This window comes from Promicromonospora sp. NPDC050262 (assembly GCF_040655935.1).
GTDB lineage: Bacteria > Actinomycetota > Actinomycetes > Actinomycetales > Cellulomonadaceae > Promicromonospora.
The window spans coordinates 52750-69606 of the sequence record NZ_JBFAKX010000013.1; the positions used below are offsets into that span (position 1 = coordinate 52750).

At 73.4% G+C, this 16857-nt stretch carries 14 protein-coding genes; 6 read left to right on the plus strand and 8 right to left on the minus strand.

From position 1 onward, the window contains the following. Window positions 1–29: 29 nt before the first annotated feature. Complete coding sequence (gene infC / locus AB0I29_RS19165) at window positions 30–1121, minus strand: translation initiation factor IF-3 (RefSeq protein WP_357484413.1); 1092 nt, start codon at window positions 1119–1121, stop codon at window positions 30–32. Window positions 1122–1411: 290 nt separating this feature from the next. Here infC and AB0I29_RS19170 point away from each other — a divergent pair, with 290 nt between their 5' ends. The 3 genes from AB0I29_RS19170 to AB0I29_RS19180 all read left to right on the plus strand — a co-directional run bounded on the left by AB0I29_RS19170 (window position 1412) and on the right by AB0I29_RS19180 (window position 4615). Further along, a complete protein-coding gene (locus tag AB0I29_RS19170; RefSeq protein ID WP_357484416.1) occupies window positions 1412–1876 on the plus strand; it encodes a Fur family transcriptional regulator in 465 nt (154 codons plus the stop codon). Window positions 1877–1947: 71 nt separating this feature from the next. Further along, the gene (locus tag AB0I29_RS19175) at window positions 1948–3396 is read left to right on the plus strand and encodes a catalase (protein WP_357484419.1); all 1449 of its coding nucleotides are present in this window, start codon (window positions 1948–1950) and stop codon (window positions 3394–3396) included. Between the two features lie 244 nt (window positions 3397–3640). Beyond that, on the plus strand, window positions 3641–4615 hold the full coding sequence (locus tag AB0I29_RS19180) for a glycosyl hydrolase family 18 protein (protein ID WP_357484422.1): 975 nt from the start codon (window positions 3641–3643) through the stop codon (window positions 4613–4615). A 22-nt stretch (window positions 4616–4637) separates the two neighbouring features. Here AB0I29_RS19180 and AB0I29_RS19185 read toward each other — a convergent pair whose 3' ends face one another. From AB0I29_RS19185 to AB0I29_RS19205, 5 genes are all read right to left on the minus strand, one after another. Continuing rightward, the gene (locus AB0I29_RS19185; protein ID WP_357484425.1) at window positions 4638–6305 is read right to left on the minus strand and encodes an ABC transporter ATP-binding protein; all 1668 of its coding nucleotides are present in this window, start codon (window positions 6303–6305) and stop codon (window positions 4638–4640) included. 62 nt (window positions 6306–6367) lie between these two features. Continuing rightward, complete coding sequence (locus AB0I29_RS19190; RefSeq protein WP_357484428.1) at window positions 6368–7216, minus strand: ABC transporter permease; 849 nt, start codon at window positions 7214–7216, stop codon at window positions 6368–6370. Then, window positions 7213–8241, minus strand: coding sequence for an ABC transporter permease (locus AB0I29_RS19195; RefSeq protein ID WP_357484431.1), 1029 nt, complete (start codon window positions 8239–8241; stop codon window positions 7213–7215). The genes AB0I29_RS19190 and AB0I29_RS19195 overlap by 4 nt, the downstream gene beginning before the upstream one ends. A 33-nt stretch (window positions 8242–8274) precedes the next feature. Then, the gene (locus tag AB0I29_RS19200; protein WP_285101594.1) at window positions 8275–9951 is read right to left on the minus strand and encodes an ABC transporter substrate-binding protein; all 1677 of its coding nucleotides are present in this window, start codon (window positions 9949–9951) and stop codon (window positions 8275–8277) included. A 142-nt stretch (window positions 9952–10093) separates the two neighbouring features. Further along, window positions 10094–11581: an FAD-linked oxidase C-terminal domain-containing protein gene (locus tag AB0I29_RS19205; RefSeq protein WP_357484435.1), complete on the minus strand. Its 1488-nt coding sequence runs from the start codon at window positions 11579–11581 to the stop codon at window positions 10094–10096. 215 nt (window positions 11582–11796) lie between these two features. On the opposite strand from AB0I29_RS19205, the gene AB0I29_RS19210 reads away from it, so the two are divergent. The 3 genes from AB0I29_RS19210 to AB0I29_RS19220 all read left to right on the plus strand — a co-directional run bounded on the left by AB0I29_RS19210 (window position 11797) and on the right by AB0I29_RS19220 (window position 14387). Continuing rightward, window positions 11797–13044 carry a PLP-dependent aminotransferase family protein gene (locus AB0I29_RS19210; RefSeq protein WP_357484438.1) on the plus strand — a complete coding sequence of 416 codons (1248 nt, stop codon included), beginning with the start codon at window positions 11797–11799 and terminating at the stop codon, window positions 13042–13044. A gap of 141 nt (window positions 13045–13185) precedes the next feature. After that, window positions 13186–13827: an NAD(P)H-dependent oxidoreductase gene (locus tag AB0I29_RS19215; RefSeq protein WP_357484441.1), complete on the plus strand. Its 642-nt coding sequence runs from the start codon at window positions 13186–13188 to the stop codon at window positions 13825–13827. Beyond that, the gene (locus AB0I29_RS19220; protein ID WP_285101588.1) at window positions 13824–14387 is read left to right on the plus strand and encodes a flavin reductase family protein; all 564 of its coding nucleotides are present in this window, start codon (window positions 13824–13826) and stop codon (window positions 14385–14387) included. The genes AB0I29_RS19215 and AB0I29_RS19220 overlap by 4 nt, the downstream gene beginning before the upstream one ends. 41 nt (window positions 14388–14428) lie before the next feature. Here the strand turns inward: AB0I29_RS19220 and AB0I29_RS19225 are convergent, their stop codons facing one another. Beyond that, window positions 14429–15448: an aldo/keto reductase gene (locus AB0I29_RS19225; RefSeq protein ID WP_357484445.1), complete on the minus strand. Its 1020-nt coding sequence runs from the start codon at window positions 15446–15448 to the stop codon at window positions 14429–14431. A 100-nt stretch (window positions 15449–15548) separates the two neighbouring features. Further along, the gene (locus AB0I29_RS19230; protein WP_357484448.1) at window positions 15549–16604 is read right to left on the minus strand and encodes an NADPH-dependent oxidoreductase; all 1056 of its coding nucleotides are present in this window, start codon (window positions 16602–16604) and stop codon (window positions 15549–15551) included. Window positions 16605–16857: the final 253 nt, after the last annotated feature.

Below are 16857 nucleotides of genomic sequence, written 5' to 3' on the forward strand. Positions count from 1 at the left end.
GTGTCGTGGTGGTCTTGGGGACCTCGGCCTCAGCCGGCCTTGCGCGGCGCACGCGGCTTGGGAGCCACGGGCTTCGGCACCGGCTTGGGGGCCGGGGCCGGCTTGGGAGCTGCCTTGGCGGCGGGCTTCGCTGCCGGCTTGGAGGCAGCCTTTGCCGCGGGCTTCGCGGCCGGCTTCGCCGCTGCCGGGGCAGGCGCCTCGACGGCGGGCTCGGCCTCGGCGACCGGCTCGGCCTCGGCGACCGGCTCGGCCTCGGCGACCGGCTCGGCCTCGGCGACCGGCTCGGGCTCAGGCTCCGGCTCGACGACGGGCTCCGGCTCGGCCTCGACGACCGGCGCCTCGACGGGCTCCGGAGCGGCCGCGATCGCGGGCTCCTCGACCACGGTCTCGACCGTCTCGTCGATCTGGTCCTCGACGGGCTCCGCGTCGCCGGCCTCGTCGACCGCACGTGCCTGGGCCTTGGCCTCGGACTTGGTCATCCGGCCCGCGTTCACCTCGGCCGCGCGCTTGCGCTGCTCGACCTTGGCGTCCGCCTTCTTCTTGACCGGCCCGAGGACCATGGTCATGTTGCGGCCGTCCTGCTTGGGCATGGACTCGACGAAACCGAGATCGGCGACATCCTCCGCCAGGCGCTCCAGCAGGCGACGACCCATCTCCGGGCGCGACTGCTCGCGGCCGCGGAACATGATCATGACCTTGACCTTGTCGCCGGCCGAGAGGAACCGCTCGACGTGGCCCTTCTTGGTGCCGTAGTCGTGCGGGTCGATCTTGAGGCGGAAACGGATCTCCTTGAGGACCGTGTTCGCCTGGTTGCGCCGGGCCTCTCGCGCCTTCATGTCGGACTCGTACTTGAACTTGCCGAAGTCCATGAGCTTGGCGACGGGCGGGCGGGCGTCCGGCGCGACCTCGACGAGGTCGAGGTCAGCGTCCTGGGCGAGCTTCAGGGCGACCGCCGTGGCAACCACGCCGACCTGCTCCCCGCCAGGACCGATGAGTCGGACCTCGGGGACACGGATCCGGTCGTTGATGCGAGGCTCGGTGATGGTGATGCTCCTAAGAAGTCGTTGATGGACCACCAGGAACGGGAAATGGCCCCCGCCCTGAACACAGGTGGAGGCCATCACGAGGAAAGGACACGCTGGCCCGGCAGCAGCACCGCCGGCCCTTCGTGTCCGACCAAGGACCCGGACTCTGTCGGCACCTTGCGGTGCACCGTCGTGACTCGGGTGGGATGGAATCCACTTTGCGCACCCGGCTCACACCGGGTCGGTCGTCCCTGAACGATACCAGGAGGAGGAGAGCACCCGCCACGTGGCGGGGTGTGAGGTCGGCCGCTCCCCGTTTTCGCCGGGCGAAAGCTGTTGCCCCGCTCAACTGGAATGATTCCAGTTTAGGGCCTAGGCTGCTGGTCATGACGTCCACCGCCTCCGCCGCCGCCTCGCCAGAGGAGCTCCTCCGCGGCGCCGGCCTGCGCGTGACCGCCGCCCGCGTGGCCGCGTTGCGCGCCGTGGGCGAGAACCAGCACGCCACGACCGACGCCGTCCTGGGCTCGGTCCGCTCGGAGCTCGGCACCGTGTCCGTGCAGGCGGTCTACGACGTCCTGCACGCGCTGACCGACGCGGGCCTCCTGCGCCGTATCGAGCCCGCCGGGCACCCCGCCCGCTACGAGCGGCGCACCGGCGACAACCACCACCACATCGTCTGCCGCTCCTGCGGCGCCATCGGCGACGTGGACTGCACGGTGGGCCACGCGCCCTGCCTCACCCCGAGCGACGACCACGGGTTCGTGGTCGAGACCGCCGAGGTGACGTACTGGGGCCTGTGTCCCGACTGCCGCGGCAAGGCACCCGGCGCGGATCCCGCCACGCAGCCCTGACCGCACAGACCTTCCAGCCCCGCTGGAACCCCGCAAGAACCCCCGCTAGCAGCAGAGGAAGGCACGTCTGAATGACCACTCCCTACACCACCACGCAGACCGGTACCCCGGTCGCCAGTGACGCGCACTCGCTGACCGTCGGCGCCGACGGCGCCACGGTCCTCCACGACCGCTACCTGGTCGAGAAGCTCGCCCAGTTCAACCGCGAGCGCATCCCGGAGCGGATCGTGCACGCCAAGGGCGGCGGCGCCTTCGGTGAGTGGGAGATCACCGGTGACGTGTCGCAGTACACGCGTGCGGCGGCCTTCCAGCCGGGTGCGAAGGGCGAGGTTGCCCTGCGCTTCTCGTCCGTCGCCGGCGAGATGGGCTCCCCCGACACCTGGCGCGACGTGCGCGGCTTCGCGCTGCGCTTCTACACGACCGAGGGCAACCTCGACATCGTCGGCAACAACACGCCGGTGTTCTTCATCCGCGACGCGATCAAGTTCCCGGACTTCATCCACTCGCAGAAGCGCCTGCCCTGGTCGGGGCTGCGCGACGCCGACATGCAGTGGGACTTCTGGACCCTGTCGCCGGAGTCGGCCCACCAGGTCACCTACCTCATGGGCGACCGCGGCCTGCCGGCCTCGTGGCGCGAGCTGAATGGCTACGGCTCGCACACCTACCTGTGGACCAACGCCGCGGGCGAGAAGTTCTGGGTCAAGTACCACTTCATCTCCCGCCAGGGCGTCAAGTTCCTGAGCGGTGAGGAGGGCGAGAAGATCGCCGGTGCGGACGCCGACTACTACCGCCGCGACCTGTACGAGGCGATCGAGCGCGGCGACAACCCGGTCTGGGACATCAAGGTCCAGGTCATGCCGTACGAGGACGCGAAGACGTACCGGTTCAACCCGTTCGACCTGACCAAGGTCTGGCCGCACGCGGACTACCCGCTGATCCACTTCGGCCACTTCACGCTGAACCGCAACCCGAAGAACCACTTCGCGGAGATCGAGCAGATCGCGCTGTCCCCGGCCAACCAGGTCCCGGGCACCGACATCTCGCCCGACAAGATGCTGATGGCCCGCGTGTTCTCCTACCCGGACGCGCAGCGCTACCGCGTGGGCACCAACTACCAGTCGGTGCCGGTGAACCAGCCGCACGCCGCGCCGGTGCACAACTACTCGCAGGACGGCTCGCAGCGGCACCACTTCAACGAGGTGGGCACGCCCAACTACGCGCCGAACTCGTTCGGCGGCCCCGTCGCCGACCCGGCCCGCGGGCACGACGGCGCCTGGGAGTCGGACGGCGAGCTGGTACGCACGGCCGCCACGCTGCACAGCGAGGACGGCGACTTCGTCCAGCCGGGCACGCTCTACCGCGAGGTCTACGACGACGGCGCCAAGGCCCGTCTGCTGGAGACCCTGACCGGCCAGGGCCAGTCGATCACCGTCGACGAGATCCGCGAGCGCTTCTTCCAGTACTGGACGAACGTCGACGAGGAGCTCGGCGCCAAGCTGCGCGCCGCCGTCGCCTCCTGACGCTCCCCCGCACGACGCGGAGGCCGGGCTCCCCACCGGGGAGTCCGGCCTCCGCCGTCCCCGGCCCGACCCGGCCCGGCCCGGCCTGGCCCGGCCTGGCCCGGCCCGGCCCGGCATGAGGGATATCCCCATGGTCAGGCCGCCCTCCTTGTCCGACGGCGGAGGCGCCGCCTACGGTCCCAGGGGTGCCCGGAGCGCTTCGGCGGAGCACCGCACGAGACCGCCCGGAGAAAGGGAGTCACCGATGTCCCGATCGCTCGTCCGACTCGGCGCCGCACTGACGGCCGGCCTGCTGGCGCTGACCGCCGCGGCGGGCCCCGCGGCCACCGCCCTGGAGCAGGAACCGGCGCAGGAACCGGCGCGGGAACCGGCGGCCGCACAGGCCGCCGACCACCGGGTCATCGCCTTCTACCAGACGATCTACGAGACCGGCTCGGACGGGGTGCGCCGCTACGTGGACCCCAAGCCGCTGCTCGGCTCGGTCACGGACGTCAACGTGGGCGCGATCCACCTGAACGCCGACGCGTCCCTCACTGTCAACGACATCCCGGCCGACCACGCCGAGCTCGGCGTCATGTGGGACGACCTGGCGACGATGCAGGACCAGGGGGTCACGGTCAGCGCGTTCCTCGGCGGCGCCGCGCCCGGCACCTACCGCTACCTGCGGGAGGACTTCGACCGGCTCTACCCGGTCCTGCGCGACTTCCTGCGCGCCTACGACCTCGACGGCGTGGACCTCGACATCGAGGAGACGTTCTCGCTGGCGGACACGGTCCACCTGGTCGACGCGCTGCGAGCCGACTTCGGCCCGGACTTCGTGGTCACCCTGACGCCGGTCGCCACCGACATGGCGGGCCGAACGAGCTTCTCCGGTGGTTTCTCCTACGCGGAGCTGGAGCGGCAGGCCGGCGACCGGATCGACTGGTACAACACCCAGTTCTACTGCGGCTGGGGCGACCTGCGTACGACGACGGTCTACGACCAGATCCTCGCCAACGGCTTCACGCCGGGCCGCGTCGTGGCGGGCACCGTGACCAACCCCGGCAACTGCAGCGGGTACGTGGACCCGCCCACGTTCGACGCCACGGTCGGCACCCTGGTGGACCGCCACCCCGACTTCGGCGGCGTCTTCGGCTGGGAGTACTTCAACTCGGTGGGCCACGACGGCGGCGGACGGGAGTCCTGGTTCTCGCACGTCGCCGAGGTGGTGAACTCCTGAGCCTCCAGGGTGATCGCCCGCGTCACCCACCCGACGGGTGCGGGATCGAGTCCAGGAGGCGGCGGGTGTAGGGGGCGGCCGGGGTCGCGAAGATCTTCTCGACCTCGCCCCCCTCCACGACCCGGCCGCGGTGCAGCACCGTGACCGTGTCCGCGAGCTGGCGGACCAGGGCCAGGTCGTGCGAGACGAAGACGTAGGTCAGGCCGAGCTCGGCCTGGAGCCGCACGAGCACCTCGACGAGGTCGGCCTGCACGGTCACGTCGAGGGCCGACGTCGGCTCGTCGAGCACCAGCACGTCGGGGCGCAGCACGAGCGCGCGGGCGATCGCCACGCGCTGCCGCTGCCCGCCCGACAGCGCGCCGGGACGCCGCGCCAGCAGCTGCTCGGCCAGCCCGACGGCGGCGAGCGCCTCCCGCACCCGGACGGTGCGCTCGGCCCGGTCGCCGATACCGAACCGGTCCAGCGGCTCGCGCACCAGCCGTTCGACGCGCCACGTCGGGTCGAGCGACGTGAACGGGTTCTGGTAGACGAGCTGGAGGTGCCGGCGTACGGCCCGCAGCCCGGCGGCCGAGCGGCCGTGGACGGGCTCGCCCGCGACGAGGATCTCGCCGTCGTCGGCCTGGTCGAGGCCGAGCAGGAGCCGTACCGCCGTGGTCTTGCCCGAGCCCGACTCCCCCACCAGCGCGTGCGTGGTGCCGCGCCGGACGGCGAAGGAGACGTCGTCCAGCGCCGTGAGCCGGCGACCCTCGACGGTGAACGCCTTGGTCACGCCGCGCAGCTCGATCCTGGGCGCGGCCTCGGTCGCCTCGGCGGAGCCCGGGTCACCGGCGGAGCCGGCCCGGGTCTCCCGCAGCGCCCGGTACCGGTCCGGGTTGAGGGCCGGGACGTCGGCCTGCAGCTCGCGCGCATAGGCGGAGCGGGGCGCGGCGAACACCTGCGCCGTCGGCCCCGCCTCCTGGACCACGCCGTCGCGCAGGACCACGAGCGAGTCGGCGCGCTCGGCGGCGATCGCCAGGTCGTGCGTGATGAGCAGGAGGCTGATGCCGAGGTCGGCCCGCAGCTCGGACAGCAGGTCGAGGATCCGCTTCTGGATGGTCACGTCGAGGGCGGACGTCGGCTCGTCGGCGACCAGCAGCGCCGGCCGCGGCAGCACCGCGAGCCCGATGAGCACGCGCTGCAGCATGCCGCCCGAGAGCTGGTGCGGGTACGAGTCGTAGACGCGCCCCGGGTCGTCGAGGCCCACCTGCGCGAAGGTGTCGAGGATCAGCCGGCGTCGCGTGCCGGCGTCCCGCTCGCCCGTCAGCGCGGCGGCCTCCTGCGCCTGGGCGCCGATGGTGCGCACGGCGTTCAGCGAGCTGCCCGGGTCCTGGGGCACGAACCCCAGGGACCGCCCGCGCAGCGGGCGGAACTGCCGTTCGGGCAAGGAGAGGACGTCGCGCCCCTCGAACTCGACCCGGCCGTGAGCCGCGCCGGCGTCGGGCAGGAGGCGCAGCAGCGAACGGGCGATGGTGGACTTGCCGGACCCGGACTCCCCGATCAGCGCGAGGCTCTCGCCGCGCCCCAGCGTGAAGGAGACGTCGGAGACGACCTGGGTGCGGCCGTAGGCGACCGTCAGGCCCTCGACGCGCAGCAGCGCGGACGAGGCGGGGGCGGCGGCGACGCCGGTGGGCGCGGCGGCGGTCACGGTCATGGCGTGCTCCCTCGATGGGATCGGGTCTGGACAAACGGGCGGGGCAATCAGGGCGGAGCGGGTCAGGCGGTCCGCCGCAGCCAGCGGCTGATCCGGTTCACGGACAGCACCGTGGCCACCACGACCAGTGCGGGCGCGTACACGAGCCACGGCGCCGTCGGGTAGTCCTTGCCCGACGAGACGAGCAGGCCCCAGTCGGACGCCGGGGGCGGGTCGCCGTAGCCGAGGAACGCGAGGCCGGCGATCACCAGGATCGACAGCCCGAACTGGAGCACCGCGAGCGCCAGCAGCGACCGCGAGGCGTTGGGCAGCACGTGCCGCAGCAGCACGTGCGTGCGCGAGCCGCCCTGCAGCACGGACGCCTCGACGAACACGGCACGGCGGGTCTTGATCACCTCGGCGCGCATGACCCGGGCGAACACGGCCACGGCGGAGACGCCGGTCGCGATGGCCGCGTTGACGGTCTCGAAGCCGAGCGAGCTGACGATGACCACGGCGAGCAGGAAGCTCGGGATGGCGAGCAGCACGTCGACGACGCGGGCCAGCACGACGTCGGTCCAGCCGCCGGCGGACCCGGCGACCAGGCCGATCGCGCCCCCGACGACGACGCCGATCGTGACGGCGACGAGCGCGCTCGTGACCGAGGACGCCGTGCCGTGCACGACCCGCGCGAACAGGTCGCGGCCGAGGTGGTCGGTGCCGAACCAGTGGGCCGCGCTCGGCCCCAGGAGCTTGTCCGCCGGCACCCCGTTGACGGGGTCCTGGGTCGCGAAGACTCCGGGCAGGAGCGACCACAGCAGCACGACCAGGAGCACCGCGAACGAGAGCAGCACGGTGGGCGGGACGGCGCCCGACCAGGCGCGGGCGGACGCCGTCCGCCACGAGCCGACGACGGTGGTGGCGGCGGTCATGGGACGCTCACCTGCCTCTCCAGGACGGGCTGCTCGGGCGTGGGCTGCTCAGGACCGGGCTGCCCGGCCGCCTTCCGGGGCGCCCGGTCCAGCCGGACCCGCGGGTCGAGCAGCGGGTAGACGAGGTCCGCGAGCAGGTTGACGACGACGAACACGACGGCCGCCAGCGAGACCACCGCCTGCAGCACCGGCAGGTCCTGCGTGGAGACCGAGCGCTGCACCAGGCTGCCGACGCCGGTGCGGCCGAAGATCGTCTCGATGATGAGCGCGCCGCCCAGCAGCTCGCCCACCGTGAGGGCGACCACCGTCACGACCGGCAGGGACGACGGCTTGAGCAGGTGCTTGGCGAACAGCCGCGCCTGCCCCAGCCCGCGCGACCGGGCGACGGCGGCGTACTCCTGCCGCGACTCGTGGTCGAGCCCCGTGATCAGCACCTCGGCCACCTGGGCGGAGACCGGGATGCCGAGCGCGACGGCGGCGAAGAACGTGGCCCACGCGCCGTCGGGCTCGATCACCCGGAACAGGCCGAGCTGGAACGCGAAGACCTGGATGAGCAGGAGGCCCACCACGAACGCCGGCACCGACAGGAACAGCGACGGGAGCGCCCGCAGCACGCCCTGCCCGTACCTGCGCGGCAGGTTCTGCGTGCCGTACGCGACGGCGAACGCCAGCACCAGGGCCACGGCCAGGGCCGACGCCGCGAGCGCCAGCGTGGACGGCACCACCTCGGCGACCAGGCGGGTCACCGGCAGGTTGGACCGCAGCGAGACGCCGAGGTCACCGACGACGAAGTGGGACAGCGACTGCCAGAGCTGGACCACCACGGGCTGGTCGAGCCCGTAGTAGGCCACGATCCGGGCGATCTCCTCCTCGGTGAACCCGTTCTCCGGGTTGCGCAGGGTGTTGGTCACCGGGTCGCCGGGCAGCACGCTGATCACCACGAAGGTGAACACGTACGCCAGCAGCACCACCACGACCGCCTGGAGCAGGCGCCGGCCGGCGAACCGCAGGTAGCTCGCGTTCATGACTCGTCTCCCCCCGTCAGTCCCCGAGCCCCGTCAGTCCTCGAGCCACGCCGTGTAGTAGCTGGCGTAGGCGACCCCGTTGTACGTCACGTCGTGCAGCTCGGGGTTGCTCACGTAGATGCGCTGGACGATCTGCGTGACCGGCGCGAAGTAGGCCTCCTCCAGGAGGTGCTCCTGCAGCTCGTCGACCGCCTTCGCGCGCTCGTCCAGGTCGGTGGCCTGCGCCACGGCGTCGCGCAGCTCGTTGGTCCGCTCGTCGCTCTGGCCCAGGCCGAACCAGTCCTCGCCGTTCTCGGCGTCGGTCAGGATGCTGGCCACGGTGCCGACGTCGATGAAGCTGCGCGTGACCTCGTAGTTGGACAGCGACGTGTTGTCGGAGACCCGCTCGCCGAAGGTGACGACGTCGTACGCCTGGATGTCGACGGCGAAGCCGAGCTCGCCGAGCTGCTGGGCCACGAGCTCGTCGATCGCCTTGGACGTGGCCAGGTAGGGGTTGGGGTAGAGCGTGAGCTCGAGCGGTTCGCCGTCCTTGGTGCGGACGCCGTCGGCGCCCTCGGTCCAGCCGGCCTCGTCCAGCAGGGAGGCGGCCAGCTCGGGGTCGTAGGCGAAGGAGTCGGAGTGGTCCGTCGCCTCCGGGACGTTGCTCTGGATCAGACCCTCGGCGGCGGACCAGTCCTCGGTGTAGACGGTCGACAGGATCTCGTCGCGGTCGATGCCGTGCTGGAACGCCTGCCGCACCAGGGTGTCGTCGAACGGCGCCACGCGGGTGTTGAGGCGGTAGCCGTTGACGAAGCCGAGGTAGCGCGGCACGTCGACCGAGAAGCCCTGCTCCTTGAACGAGTCGAGCTCCTGCGGCGTGGCGTTGTAGGCGACGTCGGCCTGGCCGGACTGGACCGCGCCCGTCCGGGTCGAGGACTCCGCGACCAGCTTGTACGTGATGGTGTCGAGGTAGGCCGGGCCGGTGTGCCCCACGGCCTCGGGGCCCCAGTCGTAGTCCTCGCGCTTGGTCAGGACCACGCTGTCGCCCTCCTTCCAGGACTCGACGACGAACGGGCCGGAACCGATGTCGTTGGACAGGTCGGCCTGCTCCTCGGCGGGCAGGGCGAGGGTCTCGGGCGAGACCAGGATCGAGCCGTGGTAGCCCAGGGTGGGCACGAAGCCGAGGGTCGGGGCGTCGAAGTACACCTCGACGGTGCTCTCGTCCACGGCCTCCGCGCGGTCGTAGGTCTTGGGGAACAGGCCCACGGGGCTGATCCCCGCGTCCGGCGCGCCGAACGCCCAGGTGTCGAGGTTCTCGACGACGGCGGCCGCGTCGAGAGGGCTGCCGTCCGAGAACGTCACGCCGTCCTTGAGGTGGAGCGTGAACTGCGTGGCGTCGTCGTTCTGCTCCCAGCTCTCGGCGACCCAGGGGCTGACCTCGCCCTCCGCGTCGACGTAGACGAGCTTGTCGGTGACGTGGCCCCAGACGTGCCCCTGGAAGCTGGAGATCGAGCTGTTGTTGGGGATCCAGGTGTCGCCGAGCGAGTCGATGAGGAAGACGATGTCCCCGCCCTCGCGCGGTTCGCCGCTCCCCCCGCCGGCCTCCGCCGGGCCGCCGGCCGCGCAGGCCGCCGTGAGGGTGACGGTGGCGAGGGCGGCGACGGCGGCCTGGACCGCCCGGCGCGTACGCCCGGTGCGGCCCGGCGGGCGGCCGGAAGACGTGGTGCTCATCGGTGTCTCCTTCAGGTGCGGTGGTCTGACGACTGGCGCGGACGGTAGCGAGCACGGGGCCCACGTCCATGGCTCATGCCGGACTTCTCACATCATGAGACACAAAATTGAGACAACCTTGCTCCGGGAAACCTTCCCCGGATCAGCGCGCGGCAGCGTCGTCCGCGAGGAAACCACCCGGGGCGAGGATGCCCGCGGGGTCGAGGACCGCCTTGATCGCGCGCTGCAGCGCGATCTGCTCGGCGCCGAGCTCGTCCGCGAGCCAGCGGCGCTTGGCCGAGCCCACGCCGTGCTCCCCGCTGAGGGTGCCGCCGTGCGCGAGCGCCGCGCGGACCAGGGCGTCCGCGGCCTCGTGCAGCCGGGCGGGCGGGGCGGCCTCGCCGGGCAGGCGCGGCACGCTCAGGCCGGGGTGCAGGTTGCCGTCGCCGGCGTGCGCGACGGCGCTGACGGCGACGTCGAACCGCCGGCCGATCTCCTCGATCGCCTCCAGCACGGGCACCAGCGCCGAGCGCGGCACCGCCACGTCCTCGCCGACCGACCACAGGTCGTCGCGCCGGCCGCGCCCCGTGCGACGCAGCTCGTAGTAGCGCTCACCCTCGGCGTCGTCGAGCACCTGGGCGCGCAGGCCCGCGGCGGACAGCGCGTCCGCGAGCGCCGTGATCTCGACGTCGGCGCCCGGGCCGTCGGTGCGGACGAGCACGAGGCCGCCCCCGTGCCGCGCCACCAGGTCGGTACCGCTGTGCGCGTCGATGTTCTCCAGCGTCTCGGCGTTGAGCAGCTCGACCGTGGAGGGGCGCACGCCCGAGCCGGTCACGACCCCGACGGCGCGCCCGGCGTCGGGCAGGCTGGGCACCGAGACCACGAGCGTGCGCACGCGCGTGGGCGCGGGCAGCAGGCGGAGGGTGGCGCCGACGACGATCCCGAGCGTGCCCTCGCTGCCCACGACCAGGCTCACGAGGTCGTAGCCGACCACGCCCTTGACGCTGCGGTGCCCGGTGCGCAGCAGCGTGCCGTCCGCCAGCACCACGTCCAGCGCCAGCACCGACTCCCGCGTCACGCCGTACTTGACGCAGCGCAGCCCGCCCGCGTTGGTCGCGATGTTGCCGCCGATCGTCGAGATCTGGGACGACGCGGGGTCCGGGGCGTACATCAGCCCGTGCTCGCGGGCGGCGAGGTCGACGTGGTCGGTGATCGCCCCGGGGCCGACGACGGCGACGTGGTCGTCCGGGTCGATCCGGATGCCGGCCAGACCCGCGGTGGACAGCACGATGCCGTCGGCCGGCGCCGCCGCCGCACCCGCGAGCCCGGTCCCCGCGCCGCGCACCACGAGCGGCACGCCGTGCGCGCTCGCCGTCCGCGCGACCGCCTGGACCTGCTCCACCGTGCGCGGCACGACGACGACGGCCGGGGGGCGGCCCGCGCGCAGGCCGGTGACGTCGGAGCGGTAGGGCTCGACGTCGTCCGGCGCGGTGAGCACGTCGGCCGCCGCGAGGTGCTCGCGCAGCTCGGCGACGAGCGCCGGGGCGGTGGTCGCGGCGCCGGTTCCGGCGCCGCCCGCGGCGGGTGTTCCGGCGGATGCGGGACGGGTGGCCTGGGCAGGGCCCTCTGCGGGCGAGGTGGTGGTCGACATGGTCGCGGTTGTACGAGGTGGCCCCGCGCCCGTCAACGGTCCGTCGCGACGTCTCGGATCCTGGGCAGCCGGCGGCCCATGGCGTCCAGGGACTGAGAAGTTCCGGCAACCGTGCGGCGTCCGGCCGTGCCTGGCCGTATATCTGCGCCGCGAAGCACGTCCCGGCCGCGGCTCCCGCCGTCGGGCCGGCCGCACCGAACCTGCGAGGAGACGACATGACGCTCACCGACCCGACCGTCCCGGGCACGGCGGCCGCCCCGGATGCGGAATCCCGCCAGCCGGCGCCGGTCCCCCTGGTCCCGGCCGCCCTCGCGCAGGGCCTGACCGTCCCGAAGGGCTTCGGCGACCAGAGCCTGCTGTCGCCGCGCCCGGACGCGATCCGCCTGCTCGGCGGCATCCCCGACCCGTCGGCGCTGCCCCTCCAGGAGCTGCGCGAGGCGCTCGGCGAGGTCTGGGACGCCGGCGGCGCGGCCGCCGCCCTGCAGTACTCCGGATCGCACGGCTTCGAGGGGCTGCGCGGCTGGATCACCGAGCGCGAGGGTGTGGACCCGCGCCGGATCCTCGTCACCAACGGCGGTATGCACGGCCTGTCCTTGACGGTGCAGGCCCTCGTCGAGCGCGGCGGCCTGGTGGCCGTCGACAATCCCGCCTACCCCCTGTTCCTGCGCACCCTGGAGCTCGTCGGCGCCGGCACGCTGCCGGTGCCGGTCGAGGCGGACGGGCTCGACGTCGAGCACCTGGCCCGGCGACTCGCCGAGGGCGAGCGCATCGCCGCGGTGTACACCGTGCCGGACTTCCACAACCCCTCGCAGGGCACGCTGTCGGCGGCCAAGCGGGCCGCGCTGGTGGAGCTGGCGGAGCGGTACGGCTTCGTGGTCATCGCCGACGACCCGTACCGCGAGCTGCGGTTCGCCGGCACCGACCAGGGGCGGCGCGTGTTCTTCGACTCCGGGCACGTGGTGCACGTCAACACGTTCACCAAGACCCTCGGCCCGGGCCTGCGCCTGGGCTGGCTGGTGCTCCCCGACCACCTGGTCGACACCTTCGTGCGGCTGCGCAACCGCCAGGACTCGCACTCCTCGACGTTCGTGCAGACCCTCGTGGAACACCTGCTGGTCAGCCGCCCCGGCTGGTTCGACACCACGCTCGGCGCCGCCCGCGAGCTGTACCGCCACCGTGCCGAGCTGCTCGTCTCGGAGCTGGAGACCCAGCTCCCGGGGCGGTTCGACGTCACCGTCCCCGAGGGCGGGTTCTTCCTCTGGCCGCGGCTGACCGACGACGCAGTGGACTCCCGCGAGCTGCACGCCCGCGCGAGCGCCGAGGGAATCGACTACCAGCAGGGCGAGTTCTTCGTGACGGGACCGGGCACCGACTCGGCGCGCCGACTCCGGCTCGCGTACGGCGACCGCACCGACGACGAGCTGCGCACCGCCGTCGAGCGGCTGGCACGCGCCTTCGGCTGACGCGCCGCCCACGTCCGGGTCCGGATAGTGAGAAGTCCGGGTCTCCTCCTGGTCATCTTCCGATTCGCCGCCTATACCTCCACCACGGTCAACCGCCCACCGCGCGACCACCGAGCTCAACACGTTGCGAGGAGCCCTCCCATGACCTCACCCACCGCACCGACCGCACCGACCACCACCGCCCCGCCCGCACGCACCGTCGTGGTCGTCTCCGGGAACCCCCGTCCCGGGTCGCGCACCCTGCGCGCCGCCGAGGCCGCGGCGCACCGGATCGCCGCGCACCTGGGCATCGACGACGTCGCCACGATCGACCTCGCCACGTTCGCGGGCCAGATCCTCGCCGCCGAGCACCCCGAGGCCGACGCCGCGAAGGAGCGCCTCGCCGGCGCCACCGTCGCCGTCGTCGCCACCCCCGTCTACAAGGCGGCCTACACCGGCCTGCTCAAGGCTTTCCTCGACCTGTACGGCAACGACGGCCTGGCCGGCGTGGTCGCCGTCCCGCTCGTGGTCTCCGGCAACCCCGCGCACGCGCTGGCCGGGGAGGTGCACCTGCGGCCCGTGCTCGTCGAGCTGGGCGCCGTGGTGCCGGCCCGCTCGCTGACCGTCACGGAGAGCCAGCTCGCCGACCTCGACGGCGTGATCGAGGCCTGGCTGAGCCGCGCGGGCGAGTCGCTGCGGCGGGCGACGGGCCCCGGCGTCGTCGTCCCCGCCCGCGTTCCGGCTGGTGCCGCTGCCGGAGTCCCGGCCGGTGCCGCTGCTGGTGTCGAGGAGGTCGCACGATGACCGCGGAGAACATCGACCTGTCCGCCCTGGAGGAGCTCTTGGCCCAGCAGGACGAGCCCCAGCTCAGCCCCGACGAGTTCAAGACCGTCTTCCGCAACCACCCCGCCGGCGTCGCCGTCGTCGCCCTGCTGCACGAGGACCGGCCCGTCGGGTTCACCGCCACCTCGGTCATCTCCGTCTCCGCGGCGCCCCCGCTGCTCGCCTTCTCGCTCGCCTCGACCTCGTCGTCCTGGCCCGCGATCTCCGAGGCCAGCACGCTCGCCGTCAGCTTCCTCGCCGACCACCAGGACGACGTCTCCGCCCGCTTCGCCACCAGCGGCATCGACCGCTTCGCCGACGGCGGCTGGACACCCCTGCCCACGGGCGAGCCCGTCATCGACGGCGCCGTGTCCTGGTTCCGGGCACGCGTCGTGCAGCGCACCCCGATCGGCGACAGCTACCTCGTCTCGCTGCGGGCGCTGGCGTCCAGCCTCACCGAGGCCGGCGGGGAGCCTGCCGCGTCTCCCCTGGTGTACAAGAACCGGGCGTACCACCGCATCGGCGACGACACGGCGATCTGACGCGGGCTGCGCCGCGGCGGCCCGCCGCGGCGCAGCCCCGGTCACGCCTCCAGGAGGTCCGGGCGCGGGTGGCGGACGCCCTGGACGGCGTCGCGCGGGATGACGGCGCCGATCGCCGCGACGTCGTCCGCGGACAGGACCAGCGACGCCGCGGCGACGTTCTGCTCCAGGTACCGCAGCCGCTTGGTGCCGGGGATCGGCACCACGTCGTCGCCCTGCGCGAGCAGCCACGCCAGGGCGAGCTGGGCCGTGGTCACGCCCCGCTCGGCGGCCAGCGACTCCAGCGAGCGCACCAGCGCGCGGTTGTGCTCGAACGCCTCGCCGGCGTAGCGGGCGTGGCTGCGGCGCACGTCGTCGGCGGCGAGCGCGTCCGTCGAGTCGACGGTGCCCGTCAGGATGCCGCGGCCCAGCGGGGAGAACGGCACGAACCCGATGCCGAGCTCGCGCAGCGCGGGCAGGACGGCGTCCTCCGGGTCACGGGTCCACAGGGAGTACTCGCTCTGCACGGCTGTGATCGGGTGCACGGCGTGGGCGCGGCGCACGGTCTCGGCGCCGGCCTCGGACAGCCCGACCGCCCGCACCTTGCCCGCCGTGACGAGCTCGCCCAGCGCGCCGACCGTCTCCTCGACCGGCACCTGCGGGTCCACCCGGTGCAGGTAGTACAGGTCGAGGTGGTCGGTGCCCAGGCGGGCCAGCGACCGGTCGATCGCGCGGCGCACGTACTCGGGGCGCCCGTCGACGGGCCGGCCGTCGGGGTGGCCGCCCGCCGGGGGCAGGCCGAGCTTGCTCGCCAGCACGATCCGGTCGCGCTGCGGGCCCAGCACCCGGCCGATGAGCTCCTCGTTGCGGCCGTGGCCGTACACGTCGGCGGTGTCGATCAGGGTGACGCCGAGGTCGAGCGCGCGCAGCAGCACCGCCTCGGCCTCGGCGGCGTCGGCCGGGCCGTACGAGTCGGCGACGGACATGCCGCCGAACCCGACCGCCGACACGGTCAGGGCGTACGGGCCGGAGCCCAGGGTGCGGGCGGGGACGGGCGGGGTGGGGCTGCTGGCAGTGGTCATGCCCGCAGCCGACCACCCCGCGCCGCCGTCGGCAAGGAGCGCCCGCAGGCTCTCGCATGGCGAGACGGGCGGCTCGCCGCCGGTGCGGCGAGCCGCCCGGTCACCAGGACGGCATGCCCAGCGCGGCCAGCGCCGACCGCAGCCGCTCCCGCCCGCGCAGGGCCGCGGGTCCGCGCAGGCGGGTCAGGGTGCGCCCGATCCAGCCGCCGTCGAGCCCCTCGTCGCGGTAGAAGTCGGTCATGCGCTTCTCGTAGGCCGCCAGCGGCCGGAGCTGCCGCGCCGTGTCGTAGGTCTCGTGGTGCAGCACCACGGCCTGCGGCAGCCGTGGCTTGACCCGCCCCGGGCAGGCCGGGTCGGGACGCCCGACGACGAGGCCCGTCACCGGCGCGGCGCCCCGGGGCAGCCGCAGCTCGCCCGCGAGCTCCTCGGGCCGGTCCCGGACCCCGCCGAGGTAGACGGTGCCCAGCCCGAGCGACTCCGCGGCGACCACGGCGTTCTGGGCCGCGAGCGCCGCGTCGAGGTACGCGGTGACCGTGGTCTCCAGGTACCCGGTCGCGTGCACGGACGTGTTCCGCCGCTCGGCGAGGGCGCGGACGCGGGCGACGTCGGCCACCCACACCAGCAGGAGCGGCGCGTCGCGCACGTGCTCCTGCTCGCCCGACAGGGCGGCCACGCGGGCGAGACGCGCCGGGTCGGTGACGGCCACGACGCTCCAGAGCTGGAGGTTCGACGTGGTCGGCGCGGACTGCGCGGCCGCCACCAGGGTGGGCAGCACGGAGGACGGCAGCGGTCCGGGCAGGAACCGCCGGACCGAACGGTGCGCGAGCTGGACGTCCAGCACCGACCGCGGGAGGTCGGCCGCCGCGGCGACGGTCGCGGACACCTGCGGGGCCGCGGTGTCGGCGCGCCGCGGGCTCACGCCGTAGCGGGCGGCGACCTGGACGCGGGCGGCGGCGAGCCGGCCGGCGTGCTCGGGCGACTCGGGGTGCTGGGAGGGGTCGCGCGTGGAGTCGTGCGCTTCGTCGCGCGCGATCTCGGGCGTGGTACCGGGCTGGTGCGCCCGGGGTGCTCGGGTGATCCGGGCCGGCCTGCGGGCCGGGGGTGCGGGAGCTGTCTCGGTCGGGGTGGTGACCAGAAAGGCGTCGATGGCTGTCATGAGTGCTCCGTGGGGTGGACGGAAGGCCAGACACTCATGTCGGGGGCCCTTCGTCAATGCCCCAGTTCGGCGTCTCACCCTCCGGACAGGAGCCACGGCGAGCTGTCGCGCCCGGTGAGAGGGCTGCGGGCGCCGGCCGCCCACTATATGGACTCTTTGCCGGATTGGTTGACTCGTCGGATTTTTTCCCGTCTCATTCCCGCCGCACTGCAAGGGGCGGTGTCACCTACGTTCCCGATCCGAGGAGAAAGAC

Excerpts from the sequence above, each read along its gene's own strand:
- AB0I29_RS19170 (WP_357484416.1), top strand. The coding sequence starts at position 1,412 with ATGACGTCCACCGCCTCCGCCGCCGCCTCGCCAGAGGAGCTCCTCCGC.
- AB0I29_RS19225 (WP_357484445.1), bottom strand. The coding sequence starts at position 15,448 with ATGACCACTGCCAGCAGCCCCACCCCGCCCGTCCCCGCCCGCACCCTG.
- AB0I29_RS19230 (WP_357484448.1), bottom strand. The coding sequence starts at position 16,604 with ATGACAGCCATCGACGCCTTTCTGGTCACCACCCCGACCGAGACAGCT.
- AB0I29_RS19180 (WP_357484422.1), top strand. The coding sequence starts at position 3,641 with ATGTCCCGATCGCTCGTCCGACTCGGCGCCGCACTGACGGCCGGCCTG.
- AB0I29_RS19210 (WP_357484438.1), top strand. The coding sequence starts at position 11,797 with ATGACGCTCACCGACCCGACCGTCCCGGGCACGGCGGCCGCCCCGGAT.
- AB0I29_RS19190 (WP_357484428.1), bottom strand. The coding sequence starts at position 7,216 with ATGACCGCCGCCACCACCGTCGTCGGCTCGTGGCGGACGGCGTCCGCC.
- AB0I29_RS19195 (WP_357484431.1), bottom strand. The coding sequence starts at position 8,241 with ATGAACGCGAGCTACCTGCGGTTCGCCGGCCGGCGCCTGCTCCAGGCG.
- AB0I29_RS19185 (WP_357484425.1), bottom strand. The coding sequence starts at position 6,305 with ATGACCGTGACCGCCGCCGCGCCCACCGGCGTCGCCGCCGCCCCCGCC.
- AB0I29_RS19200 (WP_285101594.1), bottom strand. The coding sequence starts at position 9,951 with ATGAGCACCACGTCTTCCGGCCGCCCGCCGGGCCGCACCGGGCGTACG.
- AB0I29_RS19205 (WP_357484435.1), bottom strand. The coding sequence starts at position 11,581 with ATGTCGACCACCACCTCGCCCGCAGAGGGCCCTGCCCAGGCCACCCGT.
- AB0I29_RS19215 (WP_357484441.1), top strand. The coding sequence starts at position 13,186 with ATGACCTCACCCACCGCACCGACCGCACCGACCACCACCGCCCCGCCC.
- infC (WP_357484413.1), bottom strand. The coding sequence starts at position 1,121 with ATGGCCTCCACCTGTGTTCAGGGCGGGGGCCATTTCCCGTTCCTGGTG.
- AB0I29_RS19220 (WP_285101588.1), top strand. The coding sequence starts at position 13,824 with ATGACCGCGGAGAACATCGACCTGTCCGCCCTGGAGGAGCTCTTGGCC.
- AB0I29_RS19175 (WP_357484419.1), top strand. The coding sequence starts at position 1,948 with ATGACCACTCCCTACACCACCACGCAGACCGGTACCCCGGTCGCCAGT.